Annotated in this window: 18 protein-coding genes; 13 read left to right on the forward strand and 5 right to left on the reverse strand. The window is 72.8% G+C overall.

What is annotated here, in order from left to right; translation table 11 throughout:
* The first annotated feature begins 10 nt into the window (after nucleotides 1–10).
* The 6 genes from BLW86_RS04745 to BLW86_RS04770 all read left to right on the forward strand — a co-directional run bounded on the left by BLW86_RS04745 (nucleotide 11) and on the right by BLW86_RS04770 (nucleotide 8392).
* Nucleotides 11–1957, forward strand: a complete 1947-nt coding sequence (locus tag BLW86_RS04745) for a WD40 repeat domain-containing protein (RefSeq protein WP_093872840.1) — start codon at nucleotides 11–13, stop codon at nucleotides 1955–1957.
* 128 nt (nucleotides 1958–2085) lie between these two features.
* Nucleotides 2086–2928, forward strand: a complete 843-nt coding sequence (locus tag BLW86_RS04750) for a PP2C family protein-serine/threonine phosphatase (protein ID WP_093872841.1) — start codon at nucleotides 2086–2088, stop codon at nucleotides 2926–2928.
* Between the two features lie 134 nt (nucleotides 2929–3062).
* Nucleotides 3063–4082: an MASE1 domain-containing protein gene (locus tag BLW86_RS04755; protein ID WP_093872842.1), complete on the forward strand. Its 1020-nt coding sequence runs from the start codon at nucleotides 3063–3065 to the stop codon at nucleotides 4080–4082.
* A 526-nt stretch (nucleotides 4083–4608) separates the two neighbouring features.
* Entirely contained in the window at nucleotides 4609–5493 is an 885-nt protein-coding gene (locus BLW86_RS04760; protein WP_093878496.1) for an alpha/beta fold hydrolase, read from the forward strand.
* A gap of 228 nt (nucleotides 5494–5721) precedes the next feature.
* Nucleotides 5722–6456 carry a D-Ala-D-Ala carboxypeptidase family metallohydrolase gene (locus BLW86_RS04765; RefSeq protein WP_093872843.1) on the forward strand — a complete coding sequence of 245 codons (735 nt, stop codon included), beginning with the start codon at nucleotides 5722–5724 and terminating at the stop codon, nucleotides 6454–6456.
* A gap of 184 nt (nucleotides 6457–6640) precedes the next feature.
* Complete coding sequence (locus BLW86_RS04770; RefSeq protein WP_093872844.1) at nucleotides 6641–8392, forward strand: glycoside hydrolase domain-containing protein; 1752 nt, start codon at nucleotides 6641–6643, stop codon at nucleotides 8390–8392.
* A gap of 253 nt (nucleotides 8393–8645) precedes the next feature.
* Here the strand turns inward: BLW86_RS04770 and BLW86_RS04775 are convergent, their stop codons facing one another.
* The 4 genes from BLW86_RS04775 to BLW86_RS04785 form a co-directional block, all read right to left on the reverse strand.
* Nucleotides 8646–9698 (reverse strand): polyprenyl synthetase family protein, encoded by a 1053-nt coding sequence (locus BLW86_RS04775; protein ID WP_177181918.1) that lies wholly within the window; start codon nucleotides 9696–9698, stop codon nucleotides 8646–8648.
* A gap of 95 nt (nucleotides 9699–9793) precedes the next feature.
* Nucleotides 9794–10945 (reverse strand): tetratricopeptide repeat protein, encoded by a 1152-nt coding sequence (locus BLW86_RS04780; RefSeq protein ID WP_093872845.1) that lies wholly within the window; start codon nucleotides 10943–10945, stop codon nucleotides 9794–9796.
* Between the two features lie 189 nt (nucleotides 10946–11134).
* On the reverse strand, nucleotides 11135–11305 hold the full coding sequence (locus BLW86_RS41895) for a hypothetical protein (RefSeq protein ID WP_177181556.1): 171 nt from the start codon (nucleotides 11303–11305) through the stop codon (nucleotides 11135–11137).
* A 294-nt stretch (nucleotides 11306–11599) separates the two neighbouring features.
* The gene (locus BLW86_RS04785; protein WP_093872846.1) at nucleotides 11600–12940 is read right to left on the reverse strand and encodes a helix-turn-helix domain-containing protein; all 1341 of its coding nucleotides are present in this window, start codon (nucleotides 12938–12940) and stop codon (nucleotides 11600–11602) included.
* Nucleotides 12941–13077: 137 nt separating this feature from the next.
* Here BLW86_RS04785 and BLW86_RS04790 point away from each other — a divergent pair, with 137 nt between their 5' ends.
* From BLW86_RS04790 to BLW86_RS04815, 6 genes are all read left to right on the forward strand, one after another.
* On the forward strand, nucleotides 13078–14427 hold the full coding sequence (locus BLW86_RS04790) for a M64 family metallopeptidase (RefSeq protein WP_256341215.1): 1350 nt from the start codon (nucleotides 13078–13080) through the stop codon (nucleotides 14425–14427).
* Between the two features lie 938 nt (nucleotides 14428–15365).
* Nucleotides 15366–16523, forward strand: a complete 1158-nt coding sequence (locus BLW86_RS04795) for an acyl-CoA dehydrogenase family protein (RefSeq protein ID WP_093872848.1) — start codon at nucleotides 15366–15368, stop codon at nucleotides 16521–16523.
* The gene (locus BLW86_RS04800) at nucleotides 16523–18160 is read left to right on the forward strand and encodes a 5-guanidino-2-oxopentanoate decarboxylase (RefSeq protein WP_093872849.1); all 1638 of its coding nucleotides are present in this window, start codon (nucleotides 16523–16525) and stop codon (nucleotides 18158–18160) included. Before BLW86_RS04795 ends, BLW86_RS04800 begins: the two co-directional genes overlap by 1 nt.
* Complete coding sequence (locus tag BLW86_RS04805) at nucleotides 18157–19362, forward strand: glutamate dehydrogenase (RefSeq protein ID WP_093872850.1); 1206 nt, start codon at nucleotides 18157–18159, stop codon at nucleotides 19360–19362. The genes BLW86_RS04800 and BLW86_RS04805 overlap by 4 nt, the downstream gene beginning before the upstream one ends.
* Nucleotides 19359–21494 carry an acetate--CoA ligase family protein gene (locus BLW86_RS04810; RefSeq protein ID WP_093872851.1) on the forward strand — a complete coding sequence of 712 codons (2136 nt, stop codon included), beginning with the start codon at nucleotides 19359–19361 and terminating at the stop codon, nucleotides 21492–21494. The genes BLW86_RS04805 and BLW86_RS04810 overlap by 4 nt, the downstream gene beginning before the upstream one ends.
* Nucleotides 21491–22288: an SDR family oxidoreductase gene (locus BLW86_RS04815; protein WP_093872852.1), complete on the forward strand. Its 798-nt coding sequence runs from the start codon at nucleotides 21491–21493 to the stop codon at nucleotides 22286–22288. The genes BLW86_RS04810 and BLW86_RS04815 overlap by 4 nt, the downstream gene beginning before the upstream one ends.
* Nucleotides 22289–22626: 338 nt before the next feature.
* On the opposite strand, the gene BLW86_RS04820 is transcribed toward BLW86_RS04815, so the two are convergent.
* Entirely contained in the window at nucleotides 22627–24186 is a 1560-nt protein-coding gene (locus tag BLW86_RS04820) for an APC family permease (RefSeq protein ID WP_256341216.1), read from the reverse strand.
* Nucleotides 24187–24318: 132 nt separating this feature from the next.
* On the opposite strand from BLW86_RS04820, the gene BLW86_RS04825 reads away from it, so the two are divergent.
* A complete protein-coding gene (locus BLW86_RS04825) occupies nucleotides 24319–24939 on the forward strand; it encodes a TetR/AcrR family transcriptional regulator (RefSeq protein ID WP_256341217.1) in 621 nt (206 codons plus the stop codon).
* The last annotated feature ends 95 nt before the right edge of the window (nucleotides 24940–25034 follow it).

Genomic DNA, 25034 nt, shown 5'->3' on the forward strand with positions numbered 1-25034 from the left:
CTGGCCAGGCGTGCACCGCCCGTCCGGGCCTCGCACCGCGCTGCGCCTGAGCGTGGCCGCCTGGCAGCTCAGCCGTGCGCCGGAGACCCGCTCGGCCCTGCTGGGCGCGCCGGCGCAGCCGGAGCTGCCGCCGTTCGCCCCGCCGGGCGCTCTGGCGGAGTCGTCGGTCCTGAGCTCCGACGGCCGCACTCTGATCAGCACGGAAGCGAACGAGGTCACCCTGTGGGACCTGCGCACCCGGCGGGTCTCGGCCACCTACCGTCCCCCGTTCGACGAGGACGCCTCCGCCCTGGGACGTCAGGTCTCGCCCGACGGACGGTTGCTCGCCCTGTGTACCCCGGGCGGGGCGCGGCTCTGGGACCTGCGCGCGGACCCCGCCTGGACCGTCCGCCCGTCCTGCGCGGCGGAGGGCGTCCCGTGGTTCACCCCGGGCGGGCGCGCGCCGGCCATCCAGGACGGGCACGGCCTCCGGCGCGTTGACGTCTCCTCCGGCAAGGAGCTGCCCAGGCTCGAACAGACCGCTCCCGTGGACTTCGTCTTCAGCCCGGACGGGAGGTTCGCCGCCGGCGTCGGCTCGGGCGACGTCCTCCTGTGGCGCCTGGACCGCCCCCACGGCCCGGTCTTCCGGCACCCGGTCGCCGAGGAGGTACGCATCGACACACAGACGCGTGTGCTGCGCTACACCACGGGCAGCCCCCAGGGCACCCGGACCGTGCGTGGCCTCGACGTGAGCCGGGCCCTGGACTCGTCGTGGCAGGAGCGGACGGCCACACAGGCCGTCCACAGCGCCGACGGCCGTGTCGCCGTCGTCCGCGCCGGCCGCGTCTCCCTCCTCGACGGTCGTACGGGGCGGCGCCTGGCCACCGTCCCGGTGGCACCGACGGGCGGGACCTCGGTGGACTCCCCCGTGCTGATGTCGCTGAGCGCCGACGGGCGACTCCTCGCCTTCGGCCGGGGCACGGCCGACGTCCTCGGCGGACCGACCCGGATCACCGTGTGGGACACCACCCGCAACCGGAGCCTCATGGACATCGCCGTCCCGTCCGAGGACATGGCGTTCACCGGTCTCGCGCTCAGCCCGGACGGCAGGACCCTGATGACCATGGACGACTCGGGCGGCGCGAGCACGGTCCGGGACGCCGCCGACGGCACGAAGCTGCGGGTGCTGAACCGGGGGAAGAACGAGGGGGCGGACGGGGACGACGGAGCCCGTGCCGCCGTCTCCTCTGACGGCGGCACGGTCCTGACGGACACGGGCGCCCTCGTCCGCACCACGGGAAACGGCCACGAGCGCACCGCGCTGGAGAACTGCGCGTGCCGCACCGTCTTCAGCCCCGCCGGTGACCGCGCCGCCGTGATCGGCTCGAGGACCGGCATCACGGTGTGGGACGGGCGGCTGCGCACGCCGCTCGGGCTGCTGTCCGGCGGCCTGTCCAAGGGGATGCCGGGCAGGTACGTCCGCCACGCGGCGGGGCGCGCGTCCCCGTCCAGACATACGACATCGACCCGGCGCGGGCGGTCACCGAGGTGTGCCGCCGCGCCGGAGGGACGCTCTCGCCCGCCGAGCGGCGGACGTACCTGCCCGGCATCCCCTACCGGAAGGTGTGCTGAGCGGCGCCCGCGAGACCGGCCGGCGCGCCCGGCAGCGCGTCGAGCAGGCCGACGGCCGCGCCGACGGCGAGGAGGACCGGCGCAGAACGCTTCGCGCCCTGGGGACGAGGGTGTGGTTCGTGGTCATGCCCGGCGTCCCGGGGCCGCCGGTGCCTTGCCGCCAGGTCAGGCAGGCGCCGGGGCGCCGGGTGCGGCGGGTGACCGCCGGGCGAGTCGCGCGGCGTCGGCCTGTTCGGTCCGGACGCAGGTCAGGGGCGGGGCGATGCCTTCGATCTCGCCGAACCGCTGTCCGTTTCCGGCGGTGCGGGGCGGCCCCGCTGGGATCCACCGCGTTCTCCGCCGATGAGATGCGGACGCCGTCCCCTCCGGGCAGAGTGGGGAAGGACCTGTTCGTACCGAGGTGGTCCCCTGTGGTCCCGCGTGCTGGAGACGGGACGGACTGATGCGAGGATTGTCGTGACGTCGGAGTGATCGATGTTCCGCAGACGGCCGGCCGACAGCAGCGAGGACCTTCTGGTCCGGCTCGGGTCGCTGACCGCCAAGGCGCGGGAGTTGGCCGAGACGCAGCGTTCCCGTGTCGAGCTCGCCGTGGCCCTGCAGCGCGGCATGCTGCCCTCGGAGCTGCCCAGTTTTCCGGGCGCCCGGCTGGCCGTCCGCTATGAGCCCGCCAACCACGGGCTCAACGTCGGCGGTGACTGGTACGACGCCTTCCCCCTGCCCGGCGGCCAGATCGGCATGTCCATCGGTGACGTGCAGGGGCACAACATCGAGGCCGCCGCCTTCATGGGACAGGTCCGCGTGGCACTGCGCGCGCTGGCCTCCGTCACCGGAGACCCGGGAGAGCTGCTCGGTCGAACCAACGACCTGCTGATCTCTCTGGGCGCCGACCTCTTCGCCACCTGCACCTTCCTGCGGCTCGACCCCGCTGCCGGCACCCTGGAGTGCGCCCGGGCCGGTCACATCCCCTACATCTGGGCCACCACTGACGGCCGCTCCGGCATCGACGACAGCGAGGGCGGGCCTCCGCTCGGTGTGCTCCCCGGCGTCGACTACCCGGCCACGCGCCACCGGCTCACCGCCGACGGTGTCTTCGTCCTCCTGACCGACGGGGTGGTGGAGGGGCCCTCGCTCCACGTCGACGAGGGTCTGGACCGGGTGACGCGGCTCGCCGGGATCACCGCCGTCGCCGGGCTGGACGTCGACGCGCTCGCCACCGCCGTCATGAAGCTGGCGGCCACGGTGGGGCACGAGGACGACGCGGCCGTCCTGGTCGTCGGCCATGACGGCGGTCCGGCCCGGTCGGCGGCCGAGGAGTGAGGGGAGGGGGCTCGCCTCGGGACGGTTCGGTCCTCGGGGCGGTTCGGTCCTCGGACCGGCCCGGGCCCGTGCCGTACGGCGGCGCCCGACACGCAGGGGTCCTTGCCCGGTCGTGGCGGCCCGGCCGGTGTCTGATGGCTGACGTGTTGGATATTCGGCAGTTCCGGCCCTCTACGGAGGCGGCTCTGATGTCGCTGGCCGTGACGGTTTGCTACTACGCGGCCGGACGACTCGGCCTGATGGGCCGCCTCGTCGTCGAAGGCGTGGTGGTCACCCCCATCTGGCCGCCCACCGGCGTCGCCGTCGCCGCCCTGCTGCTGCTCGGCGCGCGGGTCTGGCCTGGGATCGCCCTCGGCTCCTTCCTCGTCATCGCCTCCCTCACCACTCCGGGGCCCACCACAGTGGTCACCGTGGTGAGCAACACCGTCGCGCCGCTCTGCGCCTTCCTGCTGTTGAGACGGGCCGGCTTCCGGCGCGACATGGCGCGGCTGCGGGACGGACTCTCCCTGGTCTTCCTCGGCGGGTTCGGCGCCATGCTGATCAGCGCGACCGCGGGGGTCGGACTGCAGGTGGCGAAGGGCTCCCTGGACAAGAGCGAGTTCTGGCCCGCCTGGCTGGCCTGGTGGGTGGGCGACACGATGGGGGTGCTGCTCGTCGCCCCCCTCCTGCTCGTCCTCGCGGGGCCGGCCGGACGGTTCCGGGTACGGCGCTGGAAGGAGGCGGCCTTTCTGGGGCTGACGACCCTGGTCCTCATGCCCATGGCCGTGCTCAGCCCGATGAGCATGCTCTTCCTCGTCTTCCCCCTGCTGATCTGGGCAGCGCTCCGCTTCCAGCTCGCCGGAAGCATGCTGTGCGCCCTCTTCGCCTCCGTGCTCACCACCTTCGAGGCGACCTCCGGGCGGGGCGCGTTCCTCCACCTGACGGACGTCGAGATCATGGTCAAGCTCCAGGCGTTCAACGGTTCCGCCGCCCTGACCGCCCTGCTTCTCGCCTCCGTCATCACCGAGCAGCGTGCGACCCGCCGGTCGGTGCGCCGCGCCTGCCAGGAACTGGCGGAGGTCCTGGAGCACCTCGCGGCGGGCGAGCCCTCGCCGGGTCCACCCGGCACCGCCGAGAACCGGGCAGCCCCACCCGGCGGGCACCGGGATCCGTGACCCCCGCGCCGGAGCCGGAGCCGGCGCAGGGATCAGGAGCCGTACAACGACTGCAAGGCATGGGAACTGTCCGGCGCCAAGGGTTCGCAGAAGAACAACACGTGGACGAGCAACGTGCCGACCCGGTGTGCCAAGGACCAGAACCTACAGGTTGATTCTCTGCGAGCCCCAAGCCGTTCTCCGTCGAGTCCTCGCAACGCCTTGGCCGCCACCGCCGGGTCGTGGAGAGGACCGTGTCCTGGTTCGCCGGCTCCCCGGTTCGGCCCGGTGCAGCAGGTGCTCGCCGCGCCGACTACGCCTCACGGCGTTCGACTGGTGGGCGGGCATGCCGGGGCCGGCTCCAGACACACCCGGACCCTGGCAGCGCGTCCTCGCCTCTGGCACGGGCCAAGACGTCCGCCGGCCAGGGCACAGGCCTTGATCCCGTGCCCGTTCTCGGGACACTCTTCGTGCCGACCGTCTCCATGGCCGCGGGCGATGTCGCCGCGCCGGGCAGCAGGAGACCGATCAGATGGGAGAGGTCCGCATGACCACGCGTACTCCGCAGGAACTCGCCGTCCCCGTACGAGGAGGCGACCTCGCCGTGACCCGCTGGCCCGGCGAAGGGCCCGTGGTCATCGCCCTGCACGGCATCACGGGCAACAGCCTGTCCTTCGGCGCCGTCGCCGAGCAGCTCGGCGACATCGATCTGTACGCCCCGGACCTGCGCGGCCGGGCCCGCAGCGCCGGTCTGCCGGCTCCCTACGGCATCCCCGCCCACGTCGAGGACGTCCTCGCCGTCCTCGATCACCTGGGCCTGCGTCAGGCGCTGCTCGTCGGCCACTCCTTGGGGGCCTTCACCACCGCGGTGGCCGCCGCGCGGCATCCGGACCGCTTCCCGCGCGTGGTCCTCGTCGACGGGGGCCTCGGATTCCCGATTCCGGGCGGCGCGGACATCGACGAGGTGATCGAGTCGGTCATCGGCCCGGCGATGCGCCGGCTCAGGACGACCTTCCCGGACGGCGACGCGTACCGCGCGCTCTTCCGTGAGCACCCGGCCTTCACGGCCCACTGGGGCCCGCACGTCCAGGCGTACGTGGACCGCGACATGACCGGCGAGCCTCCCGAGATACGCAGCAGCTGCGTCCTGGAGGCGGTCCGCGCCGACGGCGCGGGCCCCATCGGCGACCCCGAGACGCTGGCCGCCATCCGCCGGCCGGAGGTGCGCGGCACCATGCTGTGGGCGGAGCGAGGAGTGCTGAACGAGCCTCAGGGACTCTACGACGAGGGGCGTCTGGCCGCGGGCGGCCTCTCCCCGGACCGGATCACCACCCGCCGGGTCGACGACACCAACCACTACACGATCCTGTTCGCGGAGAACGCGACGGCGGCCATCGCGGAGGCCGTACGCGGGGAGCTGAAGCAGATGTAGTACCTGTCCTGGCGCGACACACCGGGCCGAGCGTGCGTCTGTTTCTGCGGAACGGCGCACATCCGGCCCGGTGCGCGACCGGCGTCGCCACGACCGTCGACCGGCAGACGGGTTGTTCCGAAGGTCTAATCCTGTGGCAGACGGTGATGTTGTGGACACGCACCGCTTACAGACCTCACACTCGCCTCAGCCCCTCGACGGGGAACCGGAACTCAGGACGGAGACGCGATGCTTCGGCGCACGATCCAACTCGCCCTCTCGATTGTCATGGTCATGATGGCGGCGCTGGGTGGGATGCTGTCCACGGCCGGATCCGCCCAGGCCGACGAGTGCTACACCTGGGGCCGCACCCTGTCCGAGGGCATGTCGGGCTCCGACGTGACGCAGCTTCAGATCCGCGTGGCCGGACATGCGGCGTACGGCGAGGTCATCGCCGTCGACGGCGCCTTCGGCCCGGCCACGAAGGCCGCGGTGACCCGATTCCAGCAGGCGTACGGGCTGCCCTCGGACGGCATCGCGGGTTCCCAGACGTTCAGCAAGATCTACGCCCTGCAGGACCCGGACTGCACCCCCGTCCACTTCACCTACGCCGAACTGAACAAGTGCAACTCCGACTGGTCCGGTGGCGCGGTCAGCGCCACGACGGCCAAGGCCAACGGCCTGCGGACGATGTGGAAGCTGGAGGCCATGCGACACGCCCTGGGCGACGTGCCGCTGACCGTGACCAGCGGATTCCGCTCGTACGCCTGCAACAGCGCGGTGGGCGGCGCCTCGAACAGCCGGCACCTGTACGGTGACGCCGCCGACCTGACCGGCAGCCCGTCGCTGTGCACGCTGGCACAGCGGGCCCGCTACCACGGCTTCGGCGGAATCTTCGGCCCCGGCTACCCCGACCACGACGACCACACCCACGTGGACGGACGCACCAGCCGATCCTGGTCCGCGCCCAACTGCGGCGTCTGACCCGTACGTACGACACGGGCGATGCGGGCTCTCCCCCGGACCGGCTCCAGCTCTTGGGGGAGCCCGCATCGCCCGAGAGACGCGCGGCCGACAAGACTCCGGCCCTCGGGACGGACACCGCTCGTCCCTGCCCCGAGCAGACCTTCCCCCTCTCCCCCTCCCCACATCGAGTAGGAGTGCCCTGATGTCCTCCCGCATCCCCTGGCGCGTCCGTGCCGGAACGGCCACGCTGGCGGTGCTCGCCGGTATCGGGGCGTTCGCCGCGCCCGGATCCGCCTCGGCCGCCTCCCCGCCCGGGGCCGGCCGACAGGCCGTCAGCTACCACGGCTACCGCATCGAGGTCCCCGCCGACTGGCAGGTCGTCGATCTGGCCGAGAGCCCGCAGGCCTGTATCCGATTCGACCGACCCGCCGTCTACCTCGGCGAGCCCGCCGAGCAGAGCGATTGCCCCGCACACCTCGTGGGCCGTACGGCAGGCATTGTCGTGGAGCCCCTCACCGCCCGCTCCGCCGGACAGGTGACGGCGGCGACCTCAAGGACCCCACGCGGCAGGGCCACCGCCCCGACCGCCGTGTCCAGCAACGACACCATCCAGATCGCGGTCGAGGACGCCGGTGTGCTCGTCACCGCCGCCCACACCCCGGCGACCGAGCAGCTGGTGCGCGGTGTTCTGGCCTCGGCCGAGCTCACCCCGGGTGCCAGGCGCACCGAGCTGCCCCGCACCTCCCAGCGGCCTGACGCCACCCCCCTGACCGCGGCCGGACCGCAACCCGGAAGCTACCTGGGCAAGGGCTTCGACACCTGCGCCGCGCCCTCCCAGGCCGCCATGAACGCCTGGCGGGCCGGCTCACCGTACAGTGCGGTCGGCGTCTACATCAGCGGCTCCTTCCGCGGCTGTGCGCAGCCGAATCTGACCGCGAGCTGGGTGACCGGTCAGACCGGCAACGGCTGGCGGCTGATCCCCATCGACGTCGGCCGCCAGGCCCCGTGCACGGGCTTCTCCCTGAAGATGTCCACCGACCCCGCCACCGCCAAGTCCCAGGGCGTCGCAGCGGCGGCCGCCGCCCTCACCGCCGCGGCGAACCTCGGCATCCCCGCGGGCAGCGCCGTCTACAGCGACATCGAGGGATACGCCTCCACGGCCTCCTGCAAGGCGGCCGTGCTGTCGTACCTGTCCGGCTGGACCGAGCGGCTGCACAGCGGCGGCTATCTGGCGGGCTTCTACTCCAGCGCGTCCTCCGGCATCAAGGACGCCGCGAGCGAGTACGGCAACAGCGCCTACACGCGGGTCGACCACATCTTCTACGCCTGGTGGAACGGCGCCGCCGACACCAACACCGGTTCCTACGTTCCGTCCACCTCCTGGGCCGGTCACCAGCGCATCCACCAGTACGCAGGCGAGGTCACCGAGTCCTACGGCGGCTACTCGATCAACATCGACCGCGACTACCTGGACGTGGGCGCCGGCACACCGCCCGCGCCCACCTGCACGGGGACGAACCTCGACTTCACCGCGTACCCCGCTGTCGGGAGCGGCTCGACCGGAGAGCAGGTCAAGGCGGCCCAGTGCCTGCTCAAAGCCGCCGGATACGACCCGGGCGCCCCGGACGGGACGTTCGGCGCCGCCACGACCACCGCCACCCAGAACTTCCAGAGCGGCACGGGGCTCACCGCGGACGGAGTGATCGGGCCGAAGACCTGGACCGCCCTGCTGTCCCGCGGAGCCACCCCCACGGTCCAGAGCGGCTCGACGGGAGAAGCCGTCACCCGACTCCAGCGTGCCCTGACCGCCGCGCTCGGCCGGACGGTGGCCGTCGACGGCGCCTTCGGCCCGGACACCGACCAGGCCGTGCGCGACTACCAGTCCTCACGCGCTCTGACGGTCGACGGCATCGTCGGCTCCGGCACCTGGGGCGCCCTCCAGTCGGGAAGGTGACGTGTCTGCGCAGCGCTGTCGTGTCGGCCTCCGGTTCCGCATGGGCAAGGCGGCGGGTGCCGCCGGAACCGCGACGACGGCCTCCGGTCGGCCGAAGGGCCTGTTGACCGCACAAGGCCGGCACCAGCGTGAGCGGCGTAACGGACAACACCTCAGCGAGCGGGGTGTTCAGGGTCGGTCTCTCCCGTGCTCCGCTGCGGGCCCCCGTCGTCGAGCCGTCACCGACGGGGTGGTCACCGAGGCGGATCGGTGATCACCTGGTCCGGTCGAGCACGTACGTGAACAGCCTGTCCAATTGCTGTGCGGCCGTGTGCGTGAGGGACGCGTCGCGCAGCGCGCGGCGGGCGGTGTCCAGGTGCCGGCGCGCTTCGTCGCGGGTCGCGGTCCGCCCGCCCAGCTCCTCCACGAGTGCCGCGACGTGTGCGGCGGCCTCGTGGTCGAGCGGCTGGGGAGGGTCGAGCAGCGCCGCCAGTTCGCGCGCGGCCCTGCCCCCGCCTGCCAGTGCCGCGAGCATCGGGTAGGTCTTCTTGCCCCTGCGCAGGTCGGCGTGAACGGGTTTGCCGGTCACGGCGGGGTCGCCCCAGATGCCGAGGATGTCGTCCACCGCCTGGAAGGCGAGGCCGAGATGGCGGCCTGCCCGTTCGAGCGTGGTCACGGTCCGGTCGGGGGCGCCGCCGAGGACCGCGCCGAGCGCGACGGCGCACCCCAGCAGGGCGCCCGTCTTGTGTTCGGCCATCGACCGGTACTGCTCCGGTCCGACTGCGCCGGGGCCGTACCACGGACGGTGTTCGAAGCGCAGGTCCTGTGCCTGGCCGGACACCAGCGCGTTCAGGGTCCGGCAGAGGCAGCGGACCGCGGCCGCCGCGTGCCGGCCCGGGGTCTCGGCCAGGGTGGCCACGGCCTGGGCGAGAAGCGCGTCGCCGGCGAGAACGGCCGGGCCGGTCCCGTACGCCTTCCACACCGCAGGCCGCTGCCGGCGCAGGGCGTCGCCGTCCATGATGTCGTCGTGGAGGAGCGAGAAGGTGTGCACGAGTTCGACGGCCACGGCGCCGGGAACGGCCTCCGCGCCATCCGCCCCGACCGCCTCCGCCCCGAGCACGGCGAGCGCCTGGCGCACTCCCTTGCCCTCGGACCCGCCGGAATCCGGAGTACCGGCCAGGTCTGACCAGCCCAGCGCGTACGCCGCCATCTCACCGGTCCACGGATGGAGGCTGCCCACCGCCTCCACCAGTGCAGGCCGGACGAGTTCACGACAACGCTCCAGGACACGGGCCGGCGCTGCGTCGTGACCGATCTCGCGATCAATGTCGCGATCAATGTCGTGATCACGAGAGGCACGCACCGTGGCCACGACTGCGGCGCCCGGCAAGCACACCGGCGAGAACGGTGTCGGGACGGCGCTCACCGCAGGCCCTCCGCACCGGCGGCCTGAAGCGCCTCGGCCCCGACCGCCGGCAGCACGGGCCTCGCGGCGCCCTGCTCTTGGCCGTCGTGGTCCGGCAGCGGCCCGACCCCCAGTTCGGCCGCTGCCTTGTCCACCATGTCCCGGGCATGCCGCAGCCCGATACGGTCCAGCGTGGAGCGCAGTTCGGCCAGGTCCGCGGCAGTGTGCGCGGCGTCGCGGCCCAGGTGGGCGGAGGCCTTGACCAGCCCCAGTCGCGACAGCGCCGTCCCGCGCGGCTCGTCCATCTCGTGGAACTCCTCAAGGGCCAGCGCGTACATCTCACGGGCCTGCTCGTAGCGGCCCGCCCGGTACAGGACGTTGCCGCGCATCTTGTGGTTGTAGGCGAGCGCACTGGACAGCCGCATCTCCCGGCAGGCCTCCTCCGCCTGGGACAGCAGCGACAGGGCGCGCTCCACGTCGGCGTCGCGCACGGACACCACGTCCGCGATGCCGCGCAGCGCCCATGCCCACCCGCGCCGGTCCTCGGCTCGGGACGCCGTCTCGGCCGCCTCCTCGAACAGGGCCAGGGCCTCGTCGTATTCGCCGGTGTTGCGGTGCATCTGCGCGATGCCCTCCAGCGCCCACACCGTGTGCCGGGCCTCGCCTCGGCGGCGGGCCTCGGCAAGCAGCTGCTCGTGCAGTCTCCTCACCGCCGCGTAATCGCCCTGGATGCGCCCGGTCTCGGCGAGCCCCGCCAGCGAGTAGCCGCGCACGACGACGTCACCGCCCCGCTCGCCCGTCTCGGCGGCCAGCCTCAGCAGCCGGTACGCCAGCCTGAACGCACCGCGCTGTCGGGCCAGCGTGCCGCCGCTCCACAGAGCCCACGCCATGGCCCCCTCGTGACCGGCCGAACGAGCCGCCCGGTAGCTCGCCTTCCACGCCCGGTCGGCCTCCTCGACGCGCCCGAGCCTGCGGTAGGCCTCTGCCACGGCCAGCCCGCAGCGCGCCTCCTCCCGCCGGTCCCCGGCCCGTTCCGCCGACCGCAGCTCCTCCATGCCCCGCGCCAGCACCTCGGGCAGTGAGGCGTTCACCGACAACGATTCGAGAGCACCCTGGTACTCCGGCGCCGATGCCTTCGCCCGCCTCGTCCCACGCACCTGACCTGCCATCACACCCCTCCTCGTGTCGACTCGACGATCAAGTCGACACGAGGACCAAGACGGCGACCGCGGGCCGGGGTTCCCTCTCGGTCGAGAAGTCCGCCTCCATACGGACGCGGCGTCGTCCTCAAGTGCTACGCGGCTGTCGACGACTCCTCAGCGAGATGTACGCCGGGGTCCCCGGGCCGACAGGTCCGATCAGCGCGGGGTGAGGTTCGATCGGCGGACGACCGGTTCCGGCCGGAACACCACCTGGTCGTGGCGGTGGTCGTCCGCCTGGTCGCCGGTCTCCTTCAGGAGCAGCTCGGCCGCTCGCGTGCCCCGGGTGACGGCCGGCCGCGACCGGCAGATCGCGGCCCCGTGCAGCAAGGACGCCCGGATCCAGGGCGTCCACAACGCCCGCCGCTACCGGGGCGACCGCCTCGGCCGTGCCGCCGTCCCACCACCGGCTCCTCGACCCCGCCGCCGGTCCCCTCATCGGAGTCAAGCTCCATGTCCTCATCCGCAAGACGCTCACAGACGCGGCAGCCGCATGGTCGTCCTGCGGGCCTGCATACTCCGCCGGGACGCCCCCGAGCAGTACCGGGTCCTCCGTCGGCACAATGGGCGGCGTCGCGAAACCGAGATCCGGACCATGTGGGAAGGAGACTGTCGGCTGCTCGTTCAGCGCCGCGGGAACGCCAGTGCCGTCGGAGCCGGCCCCAGCGTCGTCGTGCCGGGGGGCGAGCGATGGCCCAGCCCCGTACGGTACGCGTCCAGCGCGGCCTCGGTGCGGCCGCCGCGGCGCAGGAGGTCGCCCAGCAGACGGCACAGATCGGCGAGGTCGCCGCTCGCGCCGCTGCGCTCCAGCAGTCCGAGCGCCATGACGTAGTGCTCCTCGGCGGTCTCGCTGTCCCCCCGCTCCTCGGCGATCAGCCCGAGCAGCCTGTGCGCACCCCCCGCGTGCACCGCGCCGTGCCGGTCACCCAGCTCAAGAAATGCAGAGAGCAGATCCGACGCCTCGTCGTGCCGTCCGAGCCGCCGGAGGACATCGGCCAACTCCACCTCCACCTGCGCGGTGAACAGAGCCGCGCGCTTGGCATTCAGCATGTCCCGGGCGGCTCGCAACTCCTTTTCGGCTGAAGCCAGTTCGCCCTTCTGAGCCTGAACGTAGCCGCGCATCCAGTGGCAGTGCGCGAGATCGGTGCACAGGCTCAGCTGCTGGTAGATCGCCTGCGCCTTGGCCAGTGAGGCGTCGGCCTCGGCCGTGCGCCCCTCGGCGAGGAAGGTGCGAGCCACCTGCCGGTGCATGCCCGCCACCAGCGCCGGATCGTCGACCTGCGGAGCCAGCGCCAGGGCGAGCTCGGCGGCGTGCGCGGCACGGGCGTGTGCACCCATGTCGATGTACGGGCCGATCACGGCTGCGTACAGGATGACCAGCGCCTCGGGGTCGGCCAGGCCGCTCGCACCGAGCTCGTCGATGGTGGATTCGAGCAGGTAGCAGGCGTAACGCAGTTCCCCCGCCAGGAGGTGTGCGACGGCACGGCCCCGGATCGCGCGTGCGCGGCGGGGCAGCGGCTCCTCGGCGAGGAGCCGCTCGGCGGCCTGGAAGTGATGCCCCGCGTCGACCAGTTCACCGGTCTCCAGGGCACAGTCGCCGAGTCCGAGCAGCGCCTCGGCCTGCTCGGGAACGAGTCCGAGGTGCTCCGCGTCGGCGAGGAGCCGGCGGTAGCGCACGGCGGCCTCGTCCGCCGTCCCGGTGGCCAGCTGCTGGTGGGCGTCGGAGAGGGCGAGCCGCAGCTCGGTGGCGAGGTGCGCGGGGCGGCCGGTGGCCAGTTCTTCGTACGACGTGCCGAGCCGCTCCGCGAGGAAGCGCAGTGCGGTCTCCGAAGGCCTGACCTTGCCCGACTCCAGCGTCGAGACGTACGCGGGGGTGTACGAAGGCTCGGCCAACTGCCGCTGTGTCAGCCCGCGTTGAGTGCGCAGGCGCTGCACTCGGTGGCCGATCGTGGCCGGATCGTCCATGTGGACCCCCTGGTTCGTGAACTCCCCAGTATCCAGAAGCAGTAGGCATTGCGCACCCCTCGCCTTCCCCCTAGGTTAAGCAACTTGTTCAGCACATTTACTGAGGCGGTTAACTCGCCTGACAAGGGGCTGATTTCATGCGTTCAGCACGACGCGGTGCCATGGCGGCCGGAGTGGCCGTCGCCCTCGCGGCCGTCCTCGCCGCCGCACCCGGCAGCGCCGCCGCGGACCCGACGGCACCCTCCACGGCCGGAGTCGAGATCGAGATACCCGGGCCGGAACACGGGACGCTCGCCGGATCCGGCCACACGCATGTGCCTCCGGAGGGCAGGAACCAGCCGGCCTCCCGCCTGACGGCGACCGAGGCGGTCGCCGACGGCGAGGTGACCAAGGTGGTCGACAACGGCCCCATCGCCGACCGGCTCGACATCGTCGTCGTCGGAGACGGCTACACCGTCGCCGAACTGCCCCGCTTCCACGCCGACGCCCAGCAGAAATGGGCCGAGCTGACGGCCGTCGAGCCGTACACCACCTACCGCAACCTCTTCAACGTCTGGACCGTCGACGCCGTCTCGAACCAGTCCGGCGTCTCCGGCGACCCCTCTCCCGGCACCCTCCGGGACACGGCTCTCGGCTCGTACTTCTGGTGCGACGGCATCGAGCGGCTGCTCTGCGTCGACCAGGACAAGGTCGACGGATACGTGGCGAAGGCCCCCGAGGCCGACCTGGTGCTCGTCCTCGCCAACAGCACCAAGTACGGCGGCGCGGGCTACAACGAGCCCAGCAAGACCCTCGGCTACGAGGGCATATCAACGGCCTCGGCGGGCAACGAGAAATCCGGCCAGGTCGCGATCCACGAGACCGGCCACTCCCTGGGCAAGCTCGCCGACGAGTACTTCTACCCCGACTACCCCGGCTACGAGCGCTACGTGGGTCCCGAGCCCGCCGACTCCAACATCACGACTTTCACCGCCGACGACATGGCCGACCGGGACACCAAGTGGCACCGCTGGCTCGGCGAGCAGTCTCCCGACGGCGGCGTCGTCGGCGCGTACGAGGGCGGCGGCTACTACGTCACCGGACTGCGGCGCCCCACCGAGAACTCCATGATGCGCTCCCTCGGCAAGCCCTTCAATCTGCCCGGAGTGGAGGCGATGATCGCCGGCTTCTACCGCGAGGCGCGCATCGCCTCCCCCGTCACGCCCACCGATCGCACCCTCCGCAGGGGCGACACCGCCCAAGCCCTCGTGCCCCGGCTGACGGGGGCGGACGGGCGTCAACTCACGATCCGCTGGTACCTGGACGGGCGGGAGATGAAGTCCCTCGCGGGCCGCACCGACGTACGGGTGTCCGACCCGGCCCTGCGGCTGCTCGACCTTCGGACCCACACGCTGTCCCTCACCGCCGAGGACCGTACGCCCTCGGTGCGGGACCGCGCCATCGCCCGGACGATGAGGTCCACGGTCAGCTGGACGGTCCGGCTCTGACGGCTCCGGCGGGCATACGTCGCGGTTCGCGGGCAGCTCGAGGACGCCGTCCGGGAGTGTGACGCGGTGGCGGTCGATGCGGACCGGGCAGCCCGAAGATGTGGGCCGTCCCGTGGGCGACGACGTTGCGGCCCCAGCACCACACGTACTGGTGGAAGGTGACGTCCCACGGTGGCGCTCCTGCCCGCGGTCGAACCCATGTCCCCACCGAGTGGGGGTAGCTGACACCAGGATCCGGGCCATTCGCGGACCAGCACTCCACCGACAACGACCGTCACGGCCGTTCCGGCCGGTCAGCGGGGGTGCAGCGCGCGTGCCACCAGGAGTGAAGCAGCCGCCCGGGCCGCGCAGCAGGTAGCCGTCCTGCGTGGCGCCGTGCTTCTCCTCGTACCGCTCGATCGCGTCGTCCTGCATGTCGCATCCGGACTCCTCGCGCTGCTTGCCGAGCGCCTCGCGGAAACGGATCGAGTACGGGTGAGGGCAGCGGGCGGGTCCGGCGCAGCCGCAGTCCTTGAAGAAGGACCCATGCCGCGGGCGAGCTGTCGGGCCATGGAGCGAACCATCCGATCCAGCGCCGAGATCCGCACACCGGCGCCGCACTGCGAGTCGCAGGTCCGGGCAGCTTCCCCCGGGTCTTCCAGGACTCACGCCGGCCCCTCGCCGAGATTCCTGGCCCATCATCAGGTGGCGACGAAAGGGGGTCGCCCGCCCGTCCGGATCCCATCGCGACGATGCCACAAGCCTGCGCAGCGCTCCCCCGCGGGCATCCGTGATCACCGCCACCCCGACGAGCCGGCAGCCGACCCACGACTCCCGGACCCTGGTCCGGAGGCGGCGGTCGGAAGTGGACGGATCCGGGGCGTTGACAGTGCCGCCGACGCCTCTCGATACTGACTGACGGTTCAGTTAGTGACCCCGTTGCCACACCTGGAGGCACCATGTCCGACCTCCCCACCGAGCTGGTTCCGTTCACCCCCGAGCAGCGTGGCATCCTCGAGCTCACCCGGGCCTTCGCCCGTGACGAGATCCGCCCGCGGGCGCGCGCCGTGGACGAGGCCGACGTCGAGACACCGTGGGACCTGTGGCACAAGGCCGCCAAGGTCGGCATCACCGGCTTCATGCTTCCCGAGGAGTACGGAGGCGGCGGCTTCACCGACGTCTTCACCCAGTGCCTCGTGCAGGAGGAGCTGTGCGTCGGCGACCTCGGCATCGGAAACCTGCTCTGCTCCAACGGCTTCTTCGCCGACCCGGTGCTCGAACTCGGCACCGAGGAACAGAAGCGGACCTGGCTCACCCCGCTGACCGGCCCCGACACCCCGATGACCGCCCTGGCCACCACGGAACCCGGCGCCGGCTCCGACGCCGCGTCCATCGTGACGACGGCCACCCGCACCGCCGGTGGCTACCTGCTGAGCGGCCAGAAGGCCTGGATCTCCAACGCGGGGGAGGCCGAGCAGTACGTCGTCTTCGCCAAGACCGATCCCACTCGGCGTTCCAGGGGCGTGACCGCCTTCCTGCTGCGCAAGGACACTCCCGGCGTCACCTTCGGCGAGCCCATGCGCAAGATGGGCCAGCGCGCCATCGTGTGCCGGGAGATCTTCCTCGCCGACGCCTTCGTGCCCGAGGAGAACCGCCTCGGAGAGGAGGGGCAGGGCTTCCAGGGGCTCATGCGGACCTTCGACATCTCGCGGGTCGTGCTGGGGGCGGCGGCGACCGGCGTGGCGCGGGCCGCGTACGAGTACGCACGCGACTACGCGCGCACCCGGCAGCAGTTCGGCAAGCCGATCATCGAGCACCAGGCGGTGGCGTTCCGGCTGGCCGACATGCGGACCCGGATCGAGCAGGCCCGCCTGATGACCTGGCGCGCGGCCAAGCGCCTGGACGCCGGCCTGTCCGCGACGACCGAGGCCGCCATGGCCAAACTGACCGCCTCGGAGACGGCCGCGTACTGCACCTGGGCCGCCGTGCAGACCCTCGGCGGCTGGGGCTACTCGCGTGAGTACCCGGTGGAGCAGTGGATGCGGGACGCCAAGCTGGAGGAGATCGAGGAGGGCACCTCGGACATCATGCGGCTCGTGATCTCGCGGGGCCTGTGATGACGACTCCGCCCGAGGAGGGCGAGGCCGTCACCGGCGGCGAGGCCGTCGTCCGCGCCCTCGCCTCGCACGGCGTCACCGACGCCTTCGGGATCCCCGGCACGCACAACCTGGAGATCTACCGCCACCTCCGGACCTACGGAATACGTCATGTGACGCCCCGTCATGAACAGGGTGCGGGATACGCCGCCGACGCGTACGCCCGAGTATCCGGCCGACCCGGTGTCGCGATCACCACCACCGGCCCCGCCCTGCTGAACATCGCCGCCGCCGTCGGCCAGGCCTACTCCGACAGCGTGCCGCTGCTCGTCGTCTCCCCCGGCATGCCGCTGCGGCACCCCCGGCAGTCCACCGGGCTCCTCCACGAGATGCGCAGCCAGACCGAGGCTCTGCGCGGCGTCGCGGCCTTCAGCCACCGGGTGTCGTCGGTGGAGGAGATCGGCTCGGCGGTGGCACGGGCCTTCGCTCTCTTCCGTACGGGCCGGCCCCGTCCGGTACACATCGAGGTGCCGCTGGACCTGCTGGAGACCGTGGAGCCGGCAGGGCCCGTACGGCGTGCACCGCTCGCCGGACCCCCTGCGCCCGACCCGGTGGCCGTGGGGAAGGCGGCCGAAGCCCTGCGCGCGGCCCGGCGGCCCGCGCTGGTCCTGGGCGGAGGGGCCCGGGCGGCGGCCGCGGAATGCGCGGCGCTCGCCGAGGAGCTGGGCGCGCCGGCCGTGACCACCGCCAACGGCAAGGGCGTGATGGACGAGCGCCATCCGCTCTCGCTGGGCGTGTCGCTGCACAGCCCGACCGTGCAGAAGTGGCTGGCTGACCGCGACGTGATCCTCGCCGTCGGCACGGAGCTGGCCGAGTCCGACATCTGGGGTCCGCCGCCGGCCCTGACGGGCACCTTGATCCGGGTCGACGTGGACCCCGCCCAGATGTACGCGGGGCTCCCGGCGGACGTGCCCCTGGTGGGCGACGCACGTGCCCTGCTCCAGGCGCTGCTCGCCGAGTGCCGAGGAGGAAGCGACAACGTCCCCGCGGACCCCGTCGGCGTCCGTGCCCTCCGTACCGCCCGGGACGACGAGACCCGTAGCCGCGACGCGCGCTGGCTGCCGTACCTCCACGCCGTGCGCCGCGTCCTCGCCGAGGACGCCGTCCTCACCTCCGACAGCGCCCAGTGCTGCTACTACGGCGCACTGCCCCATCTGCCCCTCGGCCCCGAAGGCCGCTATCTGCACCCCACCGGTTTCGGCACCCTCGGCTACGCCCTGCCCGCCGCGATCGGCGCGAAGACCGCGTGCCCCGAGCGGCAGGTCGTCGCCCTCAGCGGCGATGGCGGCCTGCAGTTCTCCGTGCAGGAGCTCGCCACCGCCGCACAGCTTCGGCTCCCGCTTCCCGTCGTGGTCTTCGACAACGGCGGCTACGGCGAGATCCGCGAGGAGATGGCGGCCCGCGGGGACACTCCCCTGGCGGTGGACCTGCCCGCCGTCGACCTCCCCGCGCTCGCCCGCGCCTACGGCGGCCGGGGTGCGGTGGCCCGTTCGCCGGAGGAGCTCGCCGACGCCCTGGCCCACGCGCTGACCACTCCCGGACCCACCGTCCTCACCGTTCCCGAAGTTCCCGACGTTCCCGAGGAGTCCCCCCGATGACGCCCGAGACCGCGACCACCCTCACGCACACCCCTCTCATCTCCCTCACCTGGACGGACCACGTGACCGGCCGCCAGGGCCACCTGGTGATCGACCGGCTCGTGCGCGGCGTCTCCAGCGGCGGGCTGCGGATGCGGGAGGGCTGCACCCTCGACGAGGTCGCCGGCCTGGCCCGCGGCATGACGATGAAGGAGGCCCTGCACTACAACCCCGAGGGCCGCTACATCCCGCTCGGCGGCGCCAAGGGCGGCATCGACTGCGACCCGCGCGACCCCGAGGCGTACGGGGTGCTGGTCCGCTACCTCCGCGCGATGCGGCCGCACATCGAGCACTTCTGGACCACCGGCGAGGACCTCGGTCTCACCCAGGACCTCGTCGACCGCGCGGCCGCCGAGGCCGGTCTGGTCTCCTCGATCCAGGCCGTGTACCCGCTGCTCGACGACGAGGCCGCGGCCCGGCGCCGGCTCGCGGACGCGTTCGCCGTGGACGTGGACGGCATCGGGCTCGACGAGCTGGCGGGCGGCTGCGGGGTCGCCGAATCGGTCCTGACGGCGCTGGACAGGGCCGGTGTCCCCCACGCGGGGACGCGGGTGTCGGTGCAGGGCTTCGGGACGATGGGCGGGGCGACCGCCCGCTTCCTGGCCCGGGCCGGGCTGAAGATCGTCGCCGTGGCCGACGTCAAGGGGACGATCGTCCACCCGGACGGCCTGGACGTGGAGGCACTGCTGGCCGCCCGGGACGCGTACGGGACCGTGGACCGCGCCGCCCTGCGCGCGGACGACCGCGAACTGCCCGGCGACGCCTGGCTGTCCGCCGACGCCGACGTACTCGTCCCGGCCGCCGTCTCGTATGCGGTCGACGCCGGCAACCAGGCCGGCATCACGGCCCGCTGGATCGCCGAGGCGGCCAACATGCCGGTCCTGCCGGAGGCCGAGGACCTGCTGACGGCGCGCGGCATCACCGTCCTGCCGGACGTGGTCGTCAACTCGGCCACCAACGCCTGGTGGTGGTGGACCCTCTTCGGCGACATCGGCGCGGACCCGGACGAGGCGTTCGCCCACATCCGGCGCTCCATGCGCGCGCTGGTCGAGCAGGTCCTGACCCGGGCCGAGCGCGACGGGACCACCCCGCGCGCGGCGGCGCACGGCGTCGTCGCGGACCGGCTGCCGGTGATCGCCGCGCGCTTCGGCTGGTACGCATGAGCCTGGACGCCCTCTTCGACCCGCGTTCCGTCGCTGTCGTCGGGGCCTCCGCCGACCCCGCCAAGTGGGGCTACTGGCTGGCCTCCGGCGCCCTCGCCGGGCGCTCCCGGCGCACCGTCCACCTCGTCAACCAGCGGGGCGGCAACCTCGACGGCGTACCCTTCCTGCCGGACCTCGGGTCCCTGGCGACCGTCCCCGAGCAGGTCGTCGTCGCGGTGCCACCGCCGCAGGTGCGGCCCGTGGTCGTCCAGGGACTCGCGGCGGGCGCGCGGTGCTTCACCGTGATCACGTCCGGCGGGTCCGGTCCGCAGGAGGAACGGGAACTGGCCGCCCTCGTCACCTCGCACGGCGGGCGGCTGCTCGGCCCCAACTGCATGGGCGTCGTCGACACCACCACCGAACTACGCCTGAGCTGGGGCGACTTCCCGGCAGGCGGGGTCGGGCTCGTGTCGCAGAGCGGCAACCTCGCACTCGAGATCGGCAGACTGCTGGCCCGGGCCGGACAGGGATTCTCCCGGTTCGTCTCGCTCGGCAACCAGCGCGACATCGACGCGGCGGACGCCCTCGACGCGCTGATCGCCCACGAAGCGACGCGCGTCGTCGCCGCGTACGTGGAGGACTTCCGGGACGGGCGGCGCCTGGCCCGTACCCTGGCCGCCGCCCACGCGGCCGGCAAGCCCGTCCTGCTGCTGACCCTCGGCCGCAGCGAGGCCTCCGGCCGCGCGGCGGCCTCCCACACGGGCGCGCTGGTGAGCGCCCGGGCGGTGGTGGACGCCGTCTGCCGCGACACGGGCGCGATCCTGCTGGAGTCGGCGGGCGAACTGGTGGACACGGCCGTCCTGTTGGCGGCGGCACGGCACGGACCGGGGCAGAGGCGGGCAGGGGGACAAGGGCGGGGACAGGGGTCGTGCCTCGGGCTGAGCCGGGCCGTGCCCGTGGACGCCGCCGACGGGGCCCCCGCGTCCCCCGAAGCGGCGCGCATCGCCGTCGTCGGCGACAGCGGAGGCCAGGGCGCGCTCGCCGCCGACGCGCTCGCCGCCCGCGGGCTCGACGTCCCCGTTCTCGACGAGGCCACCCGGGCCGCCGTCGCCGCACACCTCCCCGGCCGGGGAGGCTGCGGCAACCCCGTCGACCTCGCGGGCGCCGGGGAGGCGGACCTCCGCAACTACGCCCGGATCACCCGGGCCCTGCTCGACGGCGGGGACACCGATGCCACGGTCCTCACCGGCTACTTCGGCGACTACGCCACCGCCAACCCCGACCAGACCCGCGAGGAGTGCGAGGTCGCCGAGGAGCTTGCGGAGGCCGCAGGAAGGGCCGGCCGGCTGCTCGTCGTCCACACCATGGCCCGCGACACCCCGGCCCTGACCGTGCTGCGCCAACACGGCGTACCCGTCTACGAGCGCATCGAGCAGGCCGCGACCGCCCTGGCCCATGCGGCCCGGCCGGCACGCGCGACGCCGTACGCGCCGCCCGAGCGGGTGCCGTCCCCGTCCCGCCCCGTCGCGGACGGGGAGTACGAGAGCGTCCGGACCCTGCTCCGGTCCCATGGACTCGACTTCCCCACCGCCGAGTTCGTCGGCACGGCCGACGAAGCGGCCGACGCCGCCCGCCGCACCGGATACCCGCTCGCCCTCAAGGCCATGGGCCTGGCCCACAAGACCGAGGCGGGCGGGGTGGCCCTCGGCATCGCCGACGAGACCGCGCTGCGCGCCGCCTTCGCCCGGATGCGTGACGCCACCGGCGTCACCCGGTACGCGGTCGAGGAGATGGCCGTCCACCCGCACTCCGTCGAGCTCATCGCCGGAGTGCGGTACGACCCGGCGTTCGGGCCCGTCGCCATGGTCGGCCTCGGCGGGGTCACCGCCGAACTGCTCGCCGACACCGCGCTCGCCCTCGCCCCGCTCACCCCGGGGCGGGCGCGCGAGCTGCTGCTCTCCCTGCGGCACGCACCGCTGCTCACCGGCTGGCGGGGCGCGCCCGCCGTCGACCTGGATGCCGCCGCGGACGCCCTGTGCGCGCTGGCGCGGGCCGCGTGCGAGCATCCCGAGCTCACCGAGCTCGAAGTCAATCCGCTGCTCGTCCACCCGGGCGGCGCGGTCGCCCTCGACGCCCATGGAGTGCTGACGTGACATCGGAACCCGGCCGGTTCGCCGGCCGTACGTACCTCGTGACCGGCGGCGGCAGCGGCATCGGCCGCGCGATCGCGCTGGCGCTGGCGGCGGCGGGTGCGCGCGTCACCGTGGCGGGCCGCACCCCGCAGCGGCTCGACGAGACGGTCGCTCTGATCGAGAAGGCCGGCGGGGAGGCCCTCGCGGTGCCGACGGACGTACGCGACCCGGAGGCGGTGGACGCGCTGGTGGCCGCGGCGGTCGAGCGGTTCGGCAGGCTGGACGGGCTGGTCAACAACGCCGCCGGAAACTTCGTCGTCCCCGGCATCGACCTGTCCCCGGGCGGCTGGCGCGCCGTCGTCGACATCGTCCTCAACGGCTCGTACTACTGCACCCGTGCCGTCGCCCGCAGGCTGCGCGAGCAGGGCACCGGCGGCTCGATCCTCTCCGTGATCGCCACGTACGCCTGGCACGGCCACCCGGGCACCGTCCACTCGGCCGCCGCGAAGGCCGGCGTCCTGGCCATGACGCGGACCCTGGCGGTCGAACTCGCTCCGCTGGGCATCCGCCTGAACTGCATCGCCCCCGGCCCGACGGAGACAGAGGGCGCCGGCGCGGCCCTGTGGGCCACCGACGAGGCTCGCGAGGAGGTTCTGGCCACGGTCCCGGCGGGCCGCTTCGCCGACCCCGCCGAGGTCGCGGAGGCGTCGCTGTTCCTCCTGGGCGACGGGGCGTCGTACCTGACCGGCGAGTGCCTCACGGTGGACGGCGGCCAGTGGCTGGGGAAGCAGGTGTACGGGCGGTCGGCCGGGTAGCGGAGCAGACCGTACGCAGCGAGGGGCGGCCCGTGGGCCGCCCCTCAGGCATGCGGAGAGCCGGCCGCCCATGCCGGTGCCGGCCCTCCCACGTCTGAGGGGGGGCACCGGCATGGGTGGCCGGCTCTCCGCATGCTCGACCGCCGGGACATCGAGCCGGGCCGGACCGCAGGTGCTCGCCACGGCACCGGTCTTCCGGACGCACGCACGGCTGCGGCCGAGGAGGACCGGGCTTCCCGGCGCTCTTCGGCCACATCGGTTTCCGTCACGTGCGGGACATCCGCGAGGACGACAGCACGGTCACCCGTGTGCCGGCTCTCGGTCGCCCGGCCTGGACCTCAGCTCTTCGTACGACGGGTCTTCGCGCCCGCCGCGTAGAAGACGAGGCCGATGACCGCGATGATCAGCAACGGCACGACCTGGCTCAGCGTGTACGCGGAGCGCTGGCCGGCGAAGGCCTCGGGCAGGGAGTCCGCGGGGGAACCCTCCGTGCCGAACCAGCCGACGCCGAAGCCCGGCCAGATCAGCACGACCACCGTGAAGGCGACCAGGCCGGTCGCGAGCGCGGTGACCGTCCAGGCGCCGAGGCGACCGCCCGGGACGGCGTACGGGCGTGGAGTGTCGGGGTACTTGCGGCGCAGCACCACCAGGCTCGGGAAGGTGATGACGTACGAGATGAAGGTCGTGCAGATCGTCAGACCCAGGCCCGCCGCGAAGTACTTCTCGCCGTCGCCCTCAGTGAGGTTGAGGGCGGCGACGAGGAGGATCGACGCGAGGACCGCCGAGAGCAGGTTCACCCGCACCGGGGTGCCGTGCTTCTCGGAGATCGTGCCGAGCCAGGCCGGCCCGGCGCCGTCGGCGCAGGCCACGGCCTGGGCACGGTGCGCGCCCATCGCCCAGGTGACGCCGGAGGTCAGCAGGCCGATGATGAGCCCCGCGGCGGCGATGCCGCCGAAGACCGCGCCCGCACCGGTGAGGGTGACCGTGCCGTCCGCGGCGATGGATCCCCCGTAGACCGTGAAGACGGCCTTGCAGGCGTCGATGAAACCGCCGAGGCTGCCGATCTTCTCGCTGGGCAGGACGAACATGATGCCGAGGATGGGCCCGCCGTAGAGCAGGAGCGAGGCGATGCCGGAACGGAGGATGGAGAGAGGGATGTCACGGCGCGGGTTGCGCATCTCCTCGGCGGCGGAGCTGGGCAGTTCGAAGCCGACGTAGTTGAAGATCAGGACGGGGACGAGCGCCACGAAACCGGCGTAGGTCGGTGAGAACTCGCTCGCGGGCAGGGCGTGCACGCCGTTCCGCACGGCGAAGACGACCACCGAGACGAGGAAGAACCCCAGCAGCACGATGCGCGCGACGGCGCCCGCGATCGGCACCCACTTGCCGACCCGGACGGACTGGACGACGGCGAGCGCGCCGCCCCAGATGAAGACGAGACCGGCGGCGTACTTCCACAGACCGGGCAGCGGCGTGAAGAACTCCTCCCAGGTGGTGAGGGCGATGATGCACAGACTGCCGCCCACCCACACCGGGTTGGAGATCCAGTAGAGGATCTGGTTGAGGCCCGCGGTGAGCCGGCCGAAGGCCAGCCGGGTCCAGACGTACGGGCCGCCCTGGACGGGGAAGGCCGAGCCGAGTTCGGCGACGAGGAGTCCGTAGGGAAGGAAGAAGAGCACCGCGAGGATGGCCATCCAGGTCAGTCCCTGCGGGCCCTGCGCCGCGACCGATCCGATCGTGTCCAGTCCGACGAGGGTGCATATGAGGAACAGCAGGACGTCGAAACGGCGCAGCTCCTTGCGGAGCCGGCCGCGCTGTTCGCCCCAGCCCTCGGAGAGGTCAGGGGTCTCGGGTGCGGGCTCTTCGGCCCTGCTGGGGGTGACGGGTGCTTGGGTCACGGGGCGGACTCCTACGGCAGCACGGGGAGGGTCACGTACGGAGCGGCACATCATCTGACTGAACGGCCAGTCAGTAGCCAGCACTGTGAGCCCGGCCACACGACACTGTCAAGAGCTGTGTAGGGTAAAGCCGTGGCCAGAGTCCGGTTGAGCGTGGAGGAACGGCGCGCGGAGATCCTGCGCGTCGCCGTCGAGCAGATCGAAGCCCGCGGCGTCAGCGGCGTGCGCATCGCGGACGTCGCCTCGGCGCTCGGAGTCAGCGGTTCCCTGGTGCTCTACCACTTCTCCACCAAGGAACTGCTCGTCGCCGAGGCCTTCGCCCATGCCGCCGAGGGAGACCTCGCCCACCTGCGCAGACTGCTGGACAAGCCCCGTACCAGCGCCGCGCTCCGGCTTCGCTCGGCCGTGCGTTGGTACGCGCCGACCGGACAGGCGAAGGGCTGGCGGCTCTGGATCGAGAGCTGGGCGGCCGCGCTGCGCGAACCCGCCCTCAGGAAGGTCGCCCACGACCTCGACCAGCAGTGGAAGGCCGCGATCGCCGACGTCGTCGCGCAGGGCGTGGCAGCCGGCGAGTTCGTCTGCGACCGCCCCGAGGACGTGGCCTGGCGTCTGACCGCGCTGCTCGACGGACTGGCCGTGCAGATGACCTCGTACAAGGGACCGCTCAGCCGCGCCACGATGCTGGAGTGGGTGGACGACGCGCTCGTGACCGAACTGGGCATCGACCACGAGGCGCTGACGGCCGGCCGATAGGGCCGCGCCTCCCTCACCAGTCGCGCCTCCCTCCCCAGCCGTGCGGCGCGATCCTTCTGCCGCAACCATTGACGCACTCGTCAGTGTTGCCGCAT

The sequence above is a fragment of the Streptomyces sp. TLI_105 genome, from assembly GCF_900105415.1.
Taxonomy (GTDB): domain Bacteria; phylum Actinomycetota; class Actinomycetes; order Streptomycetales; family Streptomycetaceae; genus Streptomyces.

Bases quoted from the DNA above. Each gene is read 5' to 3' on its own strand.
- BLW86_RS04750 (WP_093872841.1), top strand. From the start codon at position 2,086: ATGTTCCGCAGACGGCCGGCCGACAGCAGCGAGGACCTTCTGGTCCGG.
- BLW86_RS04755 (WP_093872842.1), top strand. From the start codon at position 3,063: ATGGCTGACGTGTTGGATATTCGGCAGTTCCGGCCCTCTACGGAGGCG.
- BLW86_RS04760 (WP_093878496.1), top strand. From the start codon at position 4,609: ATGACCACGCGTACTCCGCAGGAACTCGCCGTCCCCGTACGAGGAGGC.
- BLW86_RS04765 (WP_093872843.1), top strand. From the start codon at position 5,722: ATGCTTCGGCGCACGATCCAACTCGCCCTCTCGATTGTCATGGTCATG.
- BLW86_RS04770 (WP_093872844.1), top strand. From the start codon at position 6,641: ATGTCCTCCCGCATCCCCTGGCGCGTCCGTGCCGGAACGGCCACGCTG.
- BLW86_RS04780 (WP_093872845.1), bottom strand. From the start codon at position 10,945: ATGGCAGGTCAGGTGCGTGGGACGAGGCGGGCGAAGGCATCGGCGCCG.
- BLW86_RS04785 (WP_093872846.1), bottom strand. From the start codon at position 12,940: ATGGACGATCCGGCCACGATCGGCCACCGAGTGCAGCGCCTGCGCACT.
- BLW86_RS04790 (WP_256341215.1), top strand. From the start codon at position 13,078: ATGCGTTCAGCACGACGCGGTGCCATGGCGGCCGGAGTGGCCGTCGCC.
- BLW86_RS04795 (WP_093872848.1), top strand. From the start codon at position 15,366: ATGTCCGACCTCCCCACCGAGCTGGTTCCGTTCACCCCCGAGCAGCGT.
- BLW86_RS04800 (WP_093872849.1), top strand. From the start codon at position 16,523: ATGACGACTCCGCCCGAGGAGGGCGAGGCCGTCACCGGCGGCGAGGCC.
- BLW86_RS04805 (WP_093872850.1), top strand. From the start codon at position 18,157: ATGACGCCCGAGACCGCGACCACCCTCACGCACACCCCTCTCATCTCC.
- BLW86_RS04810 (WP_093872851.1), top strand. From the start codon at position 19,359: ATGAGCCTGGACGCCCTCTTCGACCCGCGTTCCGTCGCTGTCGTCGGG.